The organism is Solibacillus sp. GQ1 (assembly GCF_059758555.1).
Window position 1 is genome coordinate 116905 of record NZ_JCAXEX010000005.1, and the last position, 15747, is coordinate 132651.

Genomic DNA, 15747 nt, shown 5'->3' on the forward strand with positions numbered 1-15747 from the left:
CGTGAAACTGCCTCCAACTAAAGAAAACCTTCTTTCACAAAATTTATAAACCGCACTTACTTATGATACGGATCTACGTAATATGGTTAAGTGCGGTTTAAATTTTAATCAGATCTTCTAAAACAAAAAGTAGATGCGCTGTAGTAGATAAAAATAAATCCCTTGCATGCAGCCACAAGGGATTTGTTATTATTTATTTTATTACAACACCCATTTATCTTTCGCAAATAAAATACGTCCTACTGCTAGAATTACTAACGCTAACACTATGTTAACTCCAAGTGTAAGGAATACATGCTCGATATCAATGACTCCAACAAATAATTCTTTAAAAATAGCAAACACATTTAAGATTGGAACTAAAAAATATCCAGTAGTTAATTCATTTAGCCCGACACTTGTGATGAATAATGCCGGTAAAATTCCAACCATAATTATGGGTGTTCCGTAGCTTTGTGCTTCTTTTACCGTCTTACCAAAAATACTTGTCAGCAATAACGCTGAAGCCATTAATGCAGCGAAACTGATTATAATTAAAAGAGCGACCGTGCCAATTAACCAAACATTTCCTTCCATTGTCAAGCCGGCTTTTAACTGTTCTGTAAAGAAGTATATTTCAATAAATACAATGCCTAACGTTAAAATGCCTGTAACCGTAGCGAGAATAACGAGTGTTAACCATTTGCCTAATAAAAATGAACTGCGATTTACAGGAGTCATTAATAAAGCTTCCATCGTACGGCGTTCTTTTTCACCTGCAATAAAATCTGCTGCTGAAGATGAAATACCTACACCTACTGCAATAACTAGCATCATTGGAATAAGGAAGCTCATCATTTGTACAGATTGATCACCTTCGATTACTTGTACTTTATTAACTGTAAAAGGTGTTATAATCGACGTTTCTACATTTTGTTGTCCTAAACGTTCAGAAACAATTGCCTGACTGTATTGTGTTAAAGCCATTTCGATTGCTGACATGGCAATATAGCTATTTTCACTATATGCATCGCCTAATATTTTAACTGTTGGCGCATTTCCAGCAGCGATTTGCTGTTCAAAGTCTCCAGTAAGAATAAGTCCGGCTACTGCTTCACCTTCTTTAATAGTAACTTCAACATCATCAACAGCACGAAGCTCTAAATTTCCTTTTCCATCTAGTAAACCTTTTACAAACTCTAACTGCTCTTTTTCTGTCACGACATGAAGCTGAATATCCTCGTCAGGCGCCATCATTTTTTCATAGAAGAATACTAATGCTGACATTAAAACTAATGGTAAAAATACAGTTAAAATTAATGTGCGTTGATCTCGAAATGTATCCTTTAACTCTTTTTTGAATATATTAAGCATCTTCATTTCCTCCACGTACTAATTTACTCATGAAAATATAGTTTAAATCGCTTGAGCCTTCTTCAGCATAAAGCTGTTCAAGAGTGCCATCATAGACAAGCTCACCTTTATGAATCATTGCTACCCGATCACATAGCATCGTTACTTCCTCTACAATATGACTGGAGAAAATAATGGTTTTCCCTTCACGTTTCAGTTGATGCACAAGCTGACGGAAAGTATTGGATGATGTAATATCTAGCCCTGTCGTTGGTTCATCAAAGAGTACGATATCCGGATCATGTAATAATGTTCTTGCAATGGCCACTTTTTGACGCATCCCTTTTGAAAACCCACCGATTTTTCGATCTAAATAGTCTCTCATGCCAAACATTTTGGCTAATTTTTCAATTCGCACTTTTGTTTCATGCTTACCTAAGCCATAAAGTGAACCAAAATACTCTAAGTTTTCACGTGTTGTTAGTCGCTCATAAAGTCCTGTCTCACTACCAAACAGTACGCCGATTCTTTTTTTCACTTCATCAGATTGCTTTACGGTATGAAAACCTGCTACTTCAACGCTGCCTGAAGACGGTTCAATTAGAGTAGCGATTGTTCGTAGTAAGGTTGTTTTCCCAGCACCGTTTTCACCTAGGAGCCCAAGTACCTCACCCTCATGAACTTCTAGGGAAACTTGCTTTAAGGCAGTTATATATTGTTTCTTATTTTGAAATTGTTTTGTTACTCCTTTAATTTCAATCATTTCCGTCACCTCGTTTATTTGATGTTTTTATCGTACAAATAAATACAAGAGGTGTCTGCGATGTTGTCGCAAAAATGCCCTATTATGTCGTGAAAAGGGAGAATGGTTTGTAGAACTGTCAAAATTTTACGTATAGTGTATATTTATTACGAGGTGTATAACATGAGAGTAGGATTAGTAGATGACCGAGCAATTGATTTAGATAAACTAAAGGCAATTATAGAGCCAATCGAAGAAATAAATATTGTATTTGCTACTACAAGTGCACAGCAAGCCTATGAGGAAATAAAAAAGCAATCGATTGATTTACTGATTGCGGATATTGAAATGCCAGAATTATCGGGTTACGAATTAGCTGATATTATTTATACACACGCCTTACAAATTATGGTTATCTTTGTAACAGGCAATAGCGGGTACGCTGTTCATGCTTTTGAATTGAACGTTCATGATTACATAATGAAGCCCTATACAAAAGAAAGACTTGTATCTTCTGTTGAAAGATTGTTAGCAAAGCAACAAAAAGCCGAGTTATCGGGCCGGATTTTTATTAAGCAAAAATCTGATATTCATATCGTACAAAAAAAGGACATTATATTTATTGAACGTTCAGGTCGTGCTACAACGATCTATACAAAAAATGGTCCTGTAAAAACCTATCAAACCTTAAATGAATTAGAGGGAGAGTTAAGGGACCGTTTGTTTATAAGAGCTCACCGCTCATTTATTATCAATATTCAATACATATTAAATTTTTCGTTATACGCGAAGAATTCCTACTTGGTGTCCTTTGAAGGAATTGAAGAAAAAGCAGTTATTACAAAGGAAAACTTAGATATTATACAAAAAAATTACTTTTGAGGTGGCAATATGAAGCATAAACTATATTTTTTCATCATTTGTTGTACCCATTTTGCCCTCGCAACAGTAGGCTATCTTTCCTTATACATAAGCATTCCAATAAGCATCATTTTACCATTGGTAGCTATGAAAAGATTTACGTTAAAGCTTGATTGGAGTGTAATAATTCATTTATGTATGTATGGGATCTATGTATTAAATGGGAAGAGTGTACAAAATCTCCTCTTACTTTTTGGCGCATTGCTTGTGGTTATTTATACTTCACAAAAGCAGAAAGCGCTATTTAGGATTTCAACAGTACAGTTAGAAGTAAATGAAAAGCTAGTAGAATTTAATCGTACATTTCAAGAGGTACGTAAAGAACGTCACGATTACTTAAAGCATGTATCAGCAATTGCTTATTTACTGGAAAAAGATAAGGTTGATGAAGTGAAAACCTATATGCAAGGGTTAGTAAAGCGATATGAACAGACGAACTTGTCGATAAAGGGAGAGCAGGGGGCAGTAGCAGCAGTATTATATACGAATTACGAAAAGGCACGAAGCCACAATATTGCAATTAATTATTTGTTTGAAACACCTGTATCAAATTTATCCCTTCCATCTGATGAAATCGTTCAGCTAATAGGGAATATATTAGAAAATGCGATTGATGCAAGCATTGAATGGCAAACGAAGTATAACAATCAAGCTTTTATTGAATTAAGCCTTCGTAAAAAAAGCGGTCTATATCTATTAACTTGTTCAAACAATACAATTCCCTTGCCGAAGGATATTGCTGACCAACTGTTTGCCAAGACTGGTGTTACAACAAAACCAAATCATAATGGTTTAGGTACTTCAATTATTCGGCAAATTATAGAGCAGCATAACGGATATTTAGAATTTAAAGCAGAGAAGCAAACATTTACAATTACGTGTAAAATTCCTAATGTCATCTCATAAAAAAAGCTTTAATAAGCTACACCTACTGATTGTCTTACGAGATGTAGATTATTGAAGCTTTGATTTATTTAATGCCTCATATACTCCTTCAAACTTCAGGTGATGGTTATTTTTTACGGTATTTCTTATATCAATTATAATAAATAGATAAAAATGCTTTAATGGAGCATAGATATCGGTTTTCGTTTTCGTTTCTTTTCTTCATACATCTTTTTATCTGCTTCTATGTAGAGACTTTCCGTTTTACCAGCCGATTGCTCACTAAAAGCCATACCAATCGACATTTGAAGGTTGATATCATTACTTAATACAGGATGATGATTGGTTTTTTCAAATATCCTGAATTACATTTCGAGTTGAACAAAGAATAAAGTATAGGAGAAAATCCGTAAACAATTTGTAAAGGCCGATCTTCTATAAAAGAAAATCGGTCTTAGCTTTTGTATATTTTAGATCTACATAAAAAGAGTTTATATTAAGTCATGCTACTCCCTATTCATCTGCAAATTATTACTCTTAGACAAACAAAAACAAACCATCAACTACAGTAAAACTACTGTAATCGATGGTTTATTAAAAACCGCACTTACTTATGATACGGTTCACCCTTAATAATTCTAAAACTGCGGTAAATCTGCTCTACTAGCACTAGTTTCATCAACTGGTGAGGCAGCGTCATTTTTCCGAAGCACAGTTTTTCATCCGCGCGATTAAGTACATCCGCATGCAATCCTAATGATCCGCCTATAACAAACGCGACTTTGCTTTTCCCGTAAGTCATTAGCGCCTCTAAATCTGCGGCCATTTCTTCACTCGTTTTCATTTTACCGTCAAGTGCCAATGCGATGACATATGTACCGTCATTGATTTTCGCAAGGATACGGTCACCTTCTTTACGTTTGACGATTTCCATATCAGCTTCACTTAACTGCTCAGGTGCTTTCTCATCCGGTACTTCTACTAAATCGATTTTCGCATAGACGCCTAATCGCTTTACATATTCCTCAATACCCATTTTTAAATACTTTTCTTTCAACTTACCAACCGAGATGATAGTAATATTCACAACTTATCCACCTTTACGTTCCATTTACAAACAAGTTATCCACAAAAGTTATGCACATATCCACAAATAAAAACTATATATTGTGTAAAGTTATTTACTTGATACAACATATGTTGCGGACTGTTCGCAGTAAGAACAAGTTGTTGATAACTTTTCCTCTTCCGATAACAAATCCATCATCGGGAAATTTTCTGTTTCTGCCACGTGCATATCTAACGCATGATCTATATGGGTTTCACAGCTGTACGTCTTCATTTTTAAACCTTCTTTCTTTTCTGAAATTTCCACAAACTTATTCACAATTTTTGAAATGTTATCCACAACCCATTGTAACAGACAAAAAACGAGTAGAAAAGACAAGCCTTTTTCTTCTCTACCCGTTGTGTACAATTTCATTCTTTAATTAAGTTATCCACATTTACAATTGTGCATTTTCCACTAACTCTAAATTAGCCTCTACTATTTTACCGTTGCGATATACTTTAATTTTTAATGTATCGCCAATAGATTTTTGATTATATAAATGTTTACGAAGCTCAATTGCATTTTCGATTTTTTCGCCATCCATTTCTACAATGACATCGTATTGCTGTAAACCTGCTTTATCTGCAGCTGAACCTCTTACAACTTGAGAAATGACAACACCATTCGTTACTTCTTCAGGTAATTTTAATGTTTGCTGTTGATAATAAGCCGGTACTTCCGTTAAATCGACTAAGGAAATTCCCATAGTTGGGCGTTGTACTTCCCCATGCTTTTCGAGTTGTTCAATAATTGGAATTGCTGAATTGATCGGAATCGCAAATCCTAAGCCCTCAACTGAAGACTGGGCAATTTTCATGGAATTTATACCGATTAACTCACCTGCAATATTCACTAAAGCTCCGCCTGAGTTTCCTGAGTTGATTGCTGCATCAGTCTGTAATACTTCTGTTGACCAGTCTTCTGCACCATCTTCATTTAAGTCGACAGGTACAGAGCGGTCTTTCCCCGAAATTACACCTGTTGTTACCGAACCATAAAAATCTAATCCTAATGGATTTCCGATGGCAATTACCGTTTCACCTTGTTTTAATACATCCGAATTTCCAAAGTTAGCTACTGTATCGATTCCTTCACTTGGTATTGAAAGTATTGCCAAGTCTGTCCAAATATCAGAACCGATAAGCTCTGCTTTTACTTTCTCGCCATCATCTAAAGTTACTTCAATTTGTTCTGCACCATCCACAACATGGTGGTTCGTTACGATAAAGGCAAAGTTCCCTTCTTTTTTATATACAACGCCTGAACCGCTACCTACCGCTTGAGCTTCTCCCGTACTTTGATTCCAAAAGTTTGGTGCTACATTTTGGATATTTGTAATCCCAACAACGGCACTCGATACTTTTTCAACCGCATTTGTTACATCAGTTGTCACCTCTGTTGCAGTTTGGCTAATCGTTGAGTTTGGGGAATCATTTGTAACCGAGTTAACTTCATTACCACCTGGTAGCTGATTTGCCAACGAGGGGAGCAGGAGCCATAATAATAAAGCACCAACGACAACACCACTCAAGCCAGATAAAAAGTACCCGCCTTTACTCCCGCCTTTTTTTTCTTTTCTATTTTGCCGCTGTTTTTTTTCTTCTTCTTCTCTTTTTAAACGAGCCTCAAGCTCAGCAATACGATCATTTTGAGTTTCTTTTTTATCGTCTTCAGGATAGTATCCCATATCGCTCATCCTTTCTTTATTCCTCTTACTGTTAGCATACACACTTAACATTAAAATTAGATGAAAATCACATAAAACCTAATTAAAAAATTGTTCATAAAATAAAAAAGGTATGCTAAAAGTAGAAACTTTTAACACACCTATCTTTTACCCATATTTACTTCAATTATGCCTTGCTAAATTAAACTGTCACAAGCTTTGTCGGCTCATTGGCATCGGTATCATGCAGATGCAAATATTCCCCTGCAATAATACCGCATGACTGTAATGTCTGTTCTACGCTCATCCGCGCCAGATCTTTCATATTGTTGTCTTTACTTAAATGCGCCAAATAAATTTGCGTCGGTTTTTCTGCTACAACATCAGCCATTGCTACTGCAGCATCCTCATTTGAAACATGCCCTACATCCGATAATATACGGCGTTTAATACTCCAAGGATATTTGCCCATTTGAAGCATACTCACATCGTGGTTACTTTCAAATACGTAGGCATCTGCTGCTGAGATATATCCTTTCATCCGGTCACTGACATAGCCTGTATCTGTAATGACAACTAGCTTTCGCCCGTTCTCATAGAATGTATAGAACATCGGTTCAGCAGCATCGTGAGACACGGCAAATGATTGAATATCCAGCCCGCCGAATGTTTTTACTGTTTCCATATCAAAATCAAAACATAAATCGGTTGGGATTGTTCCTACTAGCCCGTCCATCGCTGTCCATGTTTTTGCATTTGCAAATACAGGAATATTATATTTACGTGCAATGACACCGAGCCCTTTTATATGGTCACTATGCTCATGTGTTACTAAAATACCTGATAAACTTTTCATATCACGATCTATATTAGCAAACAGTTGCTCCATTTTCTTTCCGCTTAAGCCTGCATCAATCAAAAATGAGTGTTCATCATTTTCTACGTAGACTGCGTTTCCTGTACTGCCACTTGCTAAAACGCTAAATCGCATTGTTAAAACTCCCTACTCTTCCAAATCCTCTGTCTGCTCAACAATTTCGGATAAGTCATTTTGGATCTCCACAATTCGTCCTTGTACCGCATTCACAAAATGTATTTCTTCTGTGTCATCAGCCAGTTTTACCCGCACTTCCCATGTCGGTGCAAATACTTGTGTTTGCGTTAATTGAACAATTGTAGAGTAGCCTAGATTCATTTCCGTAATCTGAGAATTTGGTTTTAATAAATTCTTTCCATATAGAATCTGCAATACTTGTCTTGCAGTTAATAGATTTTGCTGTTTATCTAACTTTTCATGCTTTTCCAGCATTGTTTGCTCATAGGAAACAATGCGGTTGTCATTATCCCAATAAAGTTTTACATAACCACGCACATTATAATACAGTGTTACATCATTCACCTTCTGGAAAAATGTCGCTTCTCTTTTCTCTTCATCGATATTCCAAAGCACATAGGAATTACCTTCATATACATTGTTGTGGACAAATTCAGTATATGAATCTCGAGTATCGCTTTTCTGTAGCTTTACAGGCTTGTCCATCGTCACAATCAGCTTATTGTTATTTTCGATCTTTGCACTTTGATTCGGAAAGTATGGCACTTCAGATGGAGAGAAATTTTTAATTTGTCCGGAATAATATGCCGCACTTTCCTTATTGTTCGGAAGGGCAATATACGTTATATTATCTTCCTTCAAACGGGCTTCGATTTCCACCGTTTCCCCTAAAACTTCTATTTTCTCTCCTTCTTTATAGCTCTCTAAATACTGCGTATATAAAAAGATATTCAATACTAGAAAAACCCATATAAAAATAGTTTTCGTTTTACTCCAATCCAAATTCATCACCCCCTGTTTCCTCGGGTGAAAGGCGTGTCCATTCATTGTTTGTTACGGCAAACCATTTTGGCTCCAATACGAGGACTAAATCCGTATCCTGATCCGATTCTTCAAGCGTTAATTCGTACCCAACAACGATTTCCTCTGTTTCATTAAATAATTTTTTATTATTTGTACGGAGTGACTCAGCTATTTGTTCCCCTGATTCCAGATCTCTCTGTACCCCATCAATATGAGTATCCATTAAATAATAAGGGCGGCGGTAACGGAAAATACGGTCTTCACCCCAAGTAGTTACGAGACGAGTCATCGTATCATTACTGTATACAGGAAGACCCTGTACAAATAGCTGATACTCTGTACTATGCCTTCCAATGTCCATATAGGACAAGCGGTAATCCATTGTAAATCCACCATGGTCATTTATAAAATTATAACTGTCCTTCAATAATCTTGTCGAAGGAAGCGGTGTATTACTTTCTGCAGTCGGGTATACATAATTTATTATCCGATTTTGGCTATCAACTGTCATTAACGATGTTCCATCAGTAAAGCGTTCGGATTGAGAACTTTCAATATTCCTTTGTACGATTTTTAAATCGGTGAACAGAATCTTTTTAAATAGATCAGGTTTAATATCTACAGCTAAATATCTGTCCCTCGCTAACTGTATAGGATCTTTGGCCACATATAAAGAGCGTAAAGCATCCCGTTCAACTTCAACGTATTGGCTATAATCATTGGCTGGTTCAATTACCTTCTCCATGAAATAATCCTTATCCGGTACGCTTGCATACGCTCTATAATATAAACGTTTTTCTGTGTTTAGGAAGAGCAACTGTATCTGATCACTATTTTCAACATTTGACCAGTCTATAATTAGACGTGTAAAGCTTGCATCCGGTATTTCATTTTCATTATATGACAATAGATTAGAGAAAACGCGCAAAGGAATTTCTTCATTATAAAACATTGTTATACGATTATTCATACGCACCATTTCATTCATTTTACTGTCTGAAAGGTCACTTTTAATTAATTCCATCTCGTAAACTTGCCATAAACGTAAGTGTTTATATAAACCTTTTAAAGGTGTTGAAGAGACTGTCCCGTAAAATTGGTCATTTTGGCGATACAACAATCTGTACGGTTTTATTACTTCCTGTAAATCCTTAGGTTTGCCGACAAGTACTTCCTCAATCTGGGTCTCCTTTATCGTTTCATATTCCGGTTTGTAATTCCAAATAAGAAGTGTAAACACAATGCTGAGTAGAACGAGGAATGCTAATAAAAGAGATTTTATCTGTTCAACATATTTCATTCCCAATCACCCGCTTCATCCAATTCATATGGCAATGTGAAGAATATCGTAGTACCCTGGCCTTCCTCACTTTCTGCCCAAATTTTCCCGCCGTGTGCTTCAATCATTTCACGAGCGATTGCAAGACCTAAACCTGTTCCACCCATCGACCTTGCTCTTGCTCGGTCTACACGATAGAAACGATCAAAAATTCGCGTCACATTTTCTTTCGGAATTCCCATGCCATCATCTGAAATCATAACGCGAATCATATTATCATGAACGGTAAAACCAAAACGAATATTGCCGCCATCCGGAGAATACTTCAATGCATTTGAAATAATATTATCGATTACCTGTGTCAGCTTATCGGTATCAATATCAACAAAATAACTTTTTTCCGGAAGCAATCGGATAAACTCTACATTTTTTGACTTCGACATTTCAAATCGGTCGATAATTTGCGTGAAAAACTTATTAAATTCAACAAACTCCAAGTTCAGTTCATACTCCTGGCTGTCCATTTTTGATAACTGCAGCAAATCATTAACAAGGCGAATCATACGCTCTGTTTCAGTTTGTGTGACGTTTAAAAATGTTGGCGCTATATTTTCATCTTTCCACGCACCTTCTGCAAGGGCTTCTAAATAGCTGCGCATCGTCGTTAACGGCGTACGCAATTCATGGGAAACATTCGCAACAAATTCACGACGTTCCATATCGATTTTTTCCTGTTCGGTAATATCATGCAATACTGTAATCAGACCATTAACAAAACCTGTTTCCTTTTGAATTACAGAAAAGTTTGCTCGTAACACATATGGCGCATCATTCATACTAAAATCAAGATTCACAGGATCTTTCATATGAATCAAGTCTTCAAAACTATATTCCTGGTCTAAACGCAATACCGATGCAATTGGGCGGTTTAAAGTTGTTTCACGTGAATCATGAAGCAATTCCAATGCCGGATCATTAATCAAAATAATTTTCCCTTTACGGTCTGTTGCAATTACACCATCTGTCATATTACTAAGTACGCTTGCCAGTTTCCGGCGTTCAGCCTCTGTCGTGGATTGTGCTTCCTGAAGGCGATTGGTCAAATGATTGAAGGCAATGGCTAACTGTCCAATTTCATCTGTTCCGTATACACGCACTTTCCTTGCATAATTCCCTTTTGACATTGCCTGCGCCTGTTTTCGCATATCGGAAATAGGGCGAGTGATGGTTCTCGCAACTAAAATTCCTAATATAATCGTAATAGCAAGCGAAACTGCAATACCTGCTGCAAAAATACGATTAATTTCATTTAATTGCTCATATACCTTTTCAATATTCGATTGAACGTAAATGACACCCTTCAATTCCCCCTTGGGCCCTACATTATCCATAATAGGGACAGCCAGTATCCACATGCGATCTCCTGTATCCCGATCCATTGAAACCTTATCCAACAGTGTTTCGGAAGACGCGGCCTGTTGGATAATTTCTTCATTTATCCGTTGACCAACAATTGCCTGGTCATTATCGGAAGTAGCCAATATACGGTATTGACGGTCCACTACATTGATTTTGTTAATATCTTCTGTAGAAAAACCCTGCAAAATGGACTTTAAACTATCCTCTATCGTAGGAGGCGTATTTTCATCGCGCACTTTTAACATTTCTTCACGAACACTATAATGCACAAGCTCTATTCTTTGGCGAATTGAATCCTGGAAATTCGTTTTTAAACTCGTCTCCAGCTGCTTTGAGAAATAAATGCCTATAATTTGAAGAGCAATAATAATTAATAGGACATAAATCAGTACAAGCTTTACATGGATGGACTTAAAAAAGTTCACTTTTTGCATGTATTTTACTCCTGTTCAGGGTTTCGTAAGTAATAGCCGACTCCTCGTCTCGTAACAATCCATAAAGGATGACTTGGATTATCTTCAATTTTTTCACGTAAACGGCGGATTGTTACGTCCACTGTTCGTACATCACCGAAATAATCATACCCCCATACTGTTTGCAGCAAATGCTCACGTGTCATAACTTGACCAATATGTTTTGCTAAATAATGCAGTAATTCAAATTCACGGTGTGTTAATTCAATTGACTCGTCACGCTTTAATACTAAATAGGCATCTGGCTGAATCGTTAAAGAGCCCACTACAATATCATTCGTTTCCGCTTGTGCTTCTTCTATTTGAGCAGGCACATTTAATCGGCGCATATTCGCTTTTACACGGGCAATTAATTCACGTGTACTGAACGGCTTTGTTACATAGTCGTCAGCACCCATTTCCAGCCCCAGCACTTTATCGATTTCCGAACCTTTTGCCGTAAGCATAATAATTGGGAAATCATATTTTTTACGCACTTCACGACATACTTCCATGCCGTCACGTTTAGGTAGCATAATATCCAGCAACATTAAATCAGGCTGTTCTTCTTCTACTCTTTGAAGCGCTTCGTCCCCATCATATGCACAAATGACGCGATAACCTTCTTTTATTAAATTAAACTGCAGAATGTCTGCAATTGGTTTCTCATCGTCTACAACTAATATCGTTTTATCCATCATCTAATTCCTCTTTTCTCATAAATTCTCTATATAATTATGAAAGGTTATCTTTATTTTTACTATAACTACTCTATCATGCTTTGCCGTTTGGTGCATTATACAGCTATACTGCTATGATTATTTTCCGGGAAATATTCCACCCATTTAAGAATAGTTTTTGAATTTTATCCACTCTAATAACTTGAAGACCATATTATAGAAAAAGCAGTCCAATTCTGCCTTGGACTGCTAAAAGTTAATCTAAATATGATAACGGATTTACTTCTTTACCGTTTTTATGAACTTCGAAATGTAAGTGTGTGCCTGTTGAACGCCCCGTTGAACCCATTTGTCCTAAAGCGGAACCTTGTTCGACTACTTGTCCCACTTTTACATCAATGCGAGATAAATGGGCATACAATGTTTCAAAACCGTTTTTATGGTTAATCACTACATAATTTCCGTATGTTGAATGCTTGCCTGCCGTTTTGACAACACCATTATCTGAGGCTTTTATTGTATAGTTTGATGGGCGGGCAATATCAATACCGTAGTGATAACGTCCCCAACGCTCTCCCATATTACTTGAGATATATCCACCAACTGCCGGCCAAGCAAAAGTACCTGTTCCAACAGAAGGAATCACTTTAGTTCCGACAACGACAATACGGTCTTCAGGCTCTGCTACTACATTTGCCTCTGATTGTATTCTTTCTGTTCGGACACCATTCTCTTCAGTGATTAAGTAGGAAACTTCTTTTTTGCCCTTTTCGCCTTCCTGCTTAACTACTTTTTTACCTTTAAGCATCGTTGCATCTTCTTTGACGATTTTCGCAAAGTCGATTTCCTCTACTTTTTTCTTTTCATAAACTGCCTTTACTGTAACAAATGGCTTTTGTACAGTTACATTGACTTGTTCGCCAATTTGAAGGACAGTGTCTGCTTTAAGTGTAGGGTTGATTTTTAATAACTCAGCAGTTGTTAAATCATGTGCTTTTGCAATTGAACCTAACACATCTCCTGCTTTTACAGTATATACTTCTTGCTCCAATGCACCTGTTTGTAAAAGTTGTACCGCTTGTTTGGAAGAAACAATATTTGCCGGCTCTGCTAACACTTCATCACCTGTAATCGGAGTAGATAATGCAAGATCGACCAGGCGTGTTTCATCCTTTTGTAATTTGGGTATAGAATCTTTATTAGCATTGTTTTGCAATTCTTTTAAATCGTTTTGTGTCACAAATTGAAGCTTTAATCCGTCAATTACAGCTTCAAACTCTTCTTTATCCTTCACTGATGCAACGACTGTTTCCCCCACTTTTAGGGAATGGGCTTTTGCCTGAACAGTTATTGCCTCTTGAAGGTTTTTTAATGTCTGCTCTTCATTAGCTTCGACTGTAAATACTTGCTCTGGTATAAGTGAGATATCAGCGCCTGCGTCAATAGTTAAGTCTTCATATTGTTCGCTTGCCTCTTGCTCTTTTTGCTCGACAATCTCATTTACTGTTGCTTCATCTGCAACAGAACCTACGTATGTATCAGCTACATAAACGTGGAAAACTTTAGCGAATTTTTCTTTATCTGTTTCATTCGCGAAACCTATATTGAATGTCACTGTAGAAACAAGTAAGGCAAATAAGGTAGCCACTTTAAATTTTCTATTATGACGATTCATTAGACTTAGATTAGATTTTTTTAAGTCTAACTTGTTTCCTTTTGAACTCATGATAAAGCTCCTTTCGACTAGATCTGTACTATAAAAAGATGTATTTTCATTAACTAGCGATTGTAAAAACACACTTTGCTAATGTATCATATTTCTCATTTCAAATGAACCGCTCCAGTCTTTTTGTAATGTAATTGTATTATTTTCTAAAAGGATGTTACATTTTTAGTAGGTAAAATAGTCCACTAACCCTCCTTATATCCATTTATAGTTTTTCTTAGTAACAAAAAAAACGTATTAAAAGCCGGCTAGACTTTTAATACGCTTCTATACTTTAATGAATTATTTCCAAATTTCATTTACGATATTTGTTTGCTCACGTGAAGGGCCAACTGAGAAAGTCATCAATGAAATACCTGTAAGCTCAACAATGCGCTGTACATAATTTTTCGCATTCTCAGGAAGCTCATCAAATGTCCGAACGTTCGTCACATCTTCTGACCAACCTGGTAGTTCTTCATAGACAGGTTTACACTGTTCAATGATTTCCAAGTTTGCTGGATATTCTGTAATCTGTTCCCCGTTATATTCATACGCTGTACAAATTTTAACTGTTTCAAGACCTGATAATACATCAATTGAATTTAATGCTAAGTCCGTTATTCCCGAAACTCGGCGTGAATGACGAACTACAACCGAGTCAAACCATCCAACACGACGCGGACGGCCTGTTGTTGTCCCATATTCACGGCCAACTTCCCGAATTTGCTGGCCAATTTCATCATGAAGTTCAGATGGAAATGGACCATCTCCAACACGGGACGTATATGCCTTACAAACACCAACAACGCGTTCTACTGCAGTTGGACCAACACCTGATCCAATTGCGATACCGCCTGCCACTGGATTTGAAGAAGTTACATATGGATAAGTCCCTTGATCGACATCAAGCATAATCCCCTGTGCCCCTTCAAACAGCACTTTACCGCCTTCATCAATAACATCGTTCAGCACTTTCGATGTATCTGTTACATATTGGGCAATTTCTTGACCGTAAGCGTAGTATTCCTCGAATATATCATCAAATTGTAAGCCTTCTACTTCATAAAACTTAGTAAATAAGCGATTTTTTAATGTTAAATTTGCGCGTAATTTTTTTTCAAATGTTTCTTTATCTAATAGATCTGCTACACGAATCCCAATTCGTGCAACTTTATCTTGGTAGCATGGACCAATTCCCTTTGCTGTCGTTCCTATTTTTTCATCACCACGTGCCTGTTCCTCTACAATATCCTGATAAATGTGATATGGCAAAATAACATGTGCACGATTGGAAATTCTTAAATTCGATGTATCAATTCCTCTAGCTTGCAGTCCTTTTAATTCCGTTACAATTGACTTTGGATTAAGAACAACACCATTTCCAATAACAGAAAGTTTATCCGGATAAAAAATTCCTGAAGGGATTAAATGCAATTTATATGTTTCTCCACCAATTTTAATTGTGTGACCCGCGTTATCTCCACCAGCATAACGTGCGATTGCATCTGCTCTTTTTGAAAGGAAATCTGTAATTTTACCTTTTCCTTCGTCTCCCCATTGCGTACCTACTACAACTACAGCTGTCATCTATGTGCACCTCCGACGAATGATTCACCTAATGAAAATTATATATTAAGTATTTCATTCTTTTTCATAAGAATTTACCTTTTAATTCCTTAATGATGAAACATGAA

General features: G+C 36.7%; 15 protein-coding genes. 2 read left to right on the forward strand and 13 right to left on the reverse strand.

Annotated elements, in window-relative coordinates; all coding sequences use genetic code 11:
- Window positions 1-201: 201 nt before the first annotated feature.
- Together AC6CH1_RS16960 and AC6CH1_RS16965 are read right to left on the reverse strand one after the other, a co-directional pair.
- Entirely contained in the window at window positions 202-1353 is a 1152-nt protein-coding gene (locus AC6CH1_RS16960) for an ABC transporter permease (protein ID WP_498318576.1), read from the reverse strand.
- Window positions 1346-2095 (reverse strand): ABC transporter ATP-binding protein, encoded by a 750-nt coding sequence (locus AC6CH1_RS16965; protein ID WP_427713633.1) that lies wholly within the window; start codon window positions 2093-2095, stop codon window positions 1346-1348. Before AC6CH1_RS16965 ends, AC6CH1_RS16960 begins: the two co-directional genes overlap by 8 nt.
- A 162-nt stretch (window positions 2096-2257) precedes the next feature.
- Between AC6CH1_RS16965 and AC6CH1_RS16970 the strand changes: the two genes are divergently transcribed.
- Together AC6CH1_RS16970 and AC6CH1_RS16975 are read left to right on the forward strand one after the other, a co-directional pair.
- Window positions 2258-2956 (forward strand): LytR/AlgR family response regulator transcription factor, encoded by a 699-nt coding sequence (locus AC6CH1_RS16970; protein ID WP_076259527.1) that lies wholly within the window; start codon window positions 2258-2260, stop codon window positions 2954-2956.
- Between the two features lie 9 nt (window positions 2957-2965).
- On the forward strand, window positions 2966-3901 hold the full coding sequence (locus tag AC6CH1_RS16975; protein WP_498318578.1) for a sensor histidine kinase: 936 nt from the start codon (window positions 2966-2968) through the stop codon (window positions 3899-3901).
- A 158-nt stretch (window positions 3902-4059) separates the two neighbouring features.
- Here the strand turns inward: AC6CH1_RS16975 and AC6CH1_RS16980 are convergent, their stop codons facing one another.
- From AC6CH1_RS16980 to AC6CH1_RS17030, 11 genes are all read right to left on the reverse strand, one after another.
- Entirely contained in the window at window positions 4060-4239 is a 180-nt protein-coding gene (locus AC6CH1_RS16980) for a diguanylate cyclase domain-containing protein (RefSeq protein WP_498318608.1), read from the reverse strand.
- Window positions 4240-4487: 248 nt separating this feature from the next.
- Complete coding sequence (rlmH, locus tag AC6CH1_RS16985) at window positions 4488-4967, reverse strand: 23S rRNA (pseudouridine(1915)-N(3))-methyltransferase RlmH (protein WP_498318580.1); 480 nt, start codon at window positions 4965-4967, stop codon at window positions 4488-4490.
- A 90-nt stretch (window positions 4968-5057) separates the two neighbouring features.
- Window positions 5058-5222: a CxxH/CxxC protein gene (locus AC6CH1_RS16990; RefSeq protein WP_079523607.1), complete on the reverse strand. Its 165-nt coding sequence runs from the start codon at window positions 5220-5222 to the stop codon at window positions 5058-5060.
- A gap of 163 nt (window positions 5223-5385) precedes the next feature.
- A complete protein-coding gene (locus tag AC6CH1_RS16995; protein ID WP_251691004.1) occupies window positions 5386-6678 on the reverse strand; it encodes a S1C family serine protease in 1293 nt (430 codons plus the stop codon).
- A gap of 181 nt (window positions 6679-6859) precedes the next feature.
- Complete coding sequence (locus AC6CH1_RS17000) at window positions 6860-7648, reverse strand: MBL fold metallo-hydrolase (protein WP_251691005.1); 789 nt, start codon at window positions 7646-7648, stop codon at window positions 6860-6862.
- A 12-nt stretch (window positions 7649-7660) separates the two neighbouring features.
- Window positions 7661-8494, reverse strand: coding sequence for a two-component system regulatory protein YycI (locus AC6CH1_RS17005; RefSeq protein ID WP_498318582.1), 834 nt, complete (start codon window positions 8492-8494; stop codon window positions 7661-7663).
- Window positions 8481-9815: a YycH family regulatory protein gene (locus tag AC6CH1_RS17010; RefSeq protein ID WP_498318584.1), complete on the reverse strand. Its 1335-nt coding sequence runs from the start codon at window positions 9813-9815 to the stop codon at window positions 8481-8483. The genes AC6CH1_RS17005 and AC6CH1_RS17010 overlap by 14 nt, the downstream gene beginning before the upstream one ends.
- Window positions 9812-11647: a cell wall metabolism sensor histidine kinase WalK gene (gene walK / locus AC6CH1_RS17015; RefSeq protein ID WP_498318586.1), complete on the reverse strand. Its 1836-nt coding sequence runs from the start codon at window positions 11645-11647 to the stop codon at window positions 9812-9814. The genes AC6CH1_RS17010 and walK overlap by 4 nt, the downstream gene beginning before the upstream one ends.
- A 5-nt stretch (window positions 11648-11652) precedes the next feature.
- Window positions 11653-12363, reverse strand: coding sequence for a response regulator YycF (gene yycF, locus AC6CH1_RS17020; protein WP_008408338.1), 711 nt, complete (start codon window positions 12361-12363; stop codon window positions 11653-11655).
- A 238-nt stretch (window positions 12364-12601) separates the two neighbouring features.
- On the reverse strand, window positions 12602-14071 hold the full coding sequence (locus AC6CH1_RS17025; protein WP_427713612.1) for a peptidoglycan DD-metalloendopeptidase family protein: 1470 nt from the start codon (window positions 14069-14071) through the stop codon (window positions 12602-12604).
- Window positions 14072-14353: 282 nt separating this feature from the next.
- A complete protein-coding gene (locus tag AC6CH1_RS17030) occupies window positions 14354-15640 on the reverse strand; it encodes an adenylosuccinate synthase (protein ID WP_251691014.1) in 1287 nt (428 codons plus the stop codon).
- Between the last annotated feature and the right edge of the window lie 107 nt (window positions 15641-15747).

Bases quoted from the DNA above. Each gene is read 5' to 3' on its own strand.
- AC6CH1_RS16960 (WP_498318576.1), bottom strand. From the start codon at position 1,353: ATGCTTAATATATTCAAAAAAGAGTTAAAGGATACATTTCGAGATCAA.
- AC6CH1_RS16965 (WP_427713633.1), bottom strand. From the start codon at position 2,095: ATGATTGAAATTAAAGGAGTAACAAAACAATTTCAAAATAAGAAACAA.
- AC6CH1_RS16970 (WP_076259527.1), top strand. From the start codon at position 2,258: ATGAGAGTAGGATTAGTAGATGACCGAGCAATTGATTTAGATAAACTA.
- AC6CH1_RS16975 (WP_498318578.1), top strand. From the start codon at position 2,966: ATGAAGCATAAACTATATTTTTTCATCATTTGTTGTACCCATTTTGCC.
- AC6CH1_RS16990 (WP_079523607.1), bottom strand. From the start codon at position 5,222: ATGAAGACGTACAGCTGTGAAACCCATATAGATCATGCGTTAGATATG.
- AC6CH1_RS16995 (WP_251691004.1), bottom strand. From the start codon at position 6,678: ATGGGATACTATCCTGAAGACGATAAAAAAGAAACTCAAAATGATCGT.
- AC6CH1_RS17000 (WP_251691005.1), bottom strand. From the start codon at position 7,648: ATGCGATTTAGCGTTTTAGCAAGTGGCAGTACAGGAAACGCAGTCTAC.
- AC6CH1_RS17010 (WP_498318584.1), bottom strand. From the start codon at position 9,815: ATGAAATATGTTGAACAGATAAAATCTCTTTTATTAGCATTCCTCGTT.
- walK (WP_498318586.1), bottom strand. From the start codon at position 11,647: ATGCAAAAAGTGAACTTTTTTAAGTCCATCCATGTAAAGCTTGTACTG.
- yycF (WP_008408338.1), bottom strand. From the start codon at position 12,363: ATGGATAAAACGATATTAGTTGTAGACGATGAGAAACCAATTGCAGAC.
- AC6CH1_RS17025 (WP_427713612.1), bottom strand. From the start codon at position 14,071: ATGAGTTCAAAAGGAAACAAGTTAGACTTAAAAAAATCTAATCTAAGT.
- AC6CH1_RS17030 (WP_251691014.1), bottom strand. From the start codon at position 15,640: ATGACAGCTGTAGTTGTAGTAGGTACGCAATGGGGAGACGAAGGAAAA.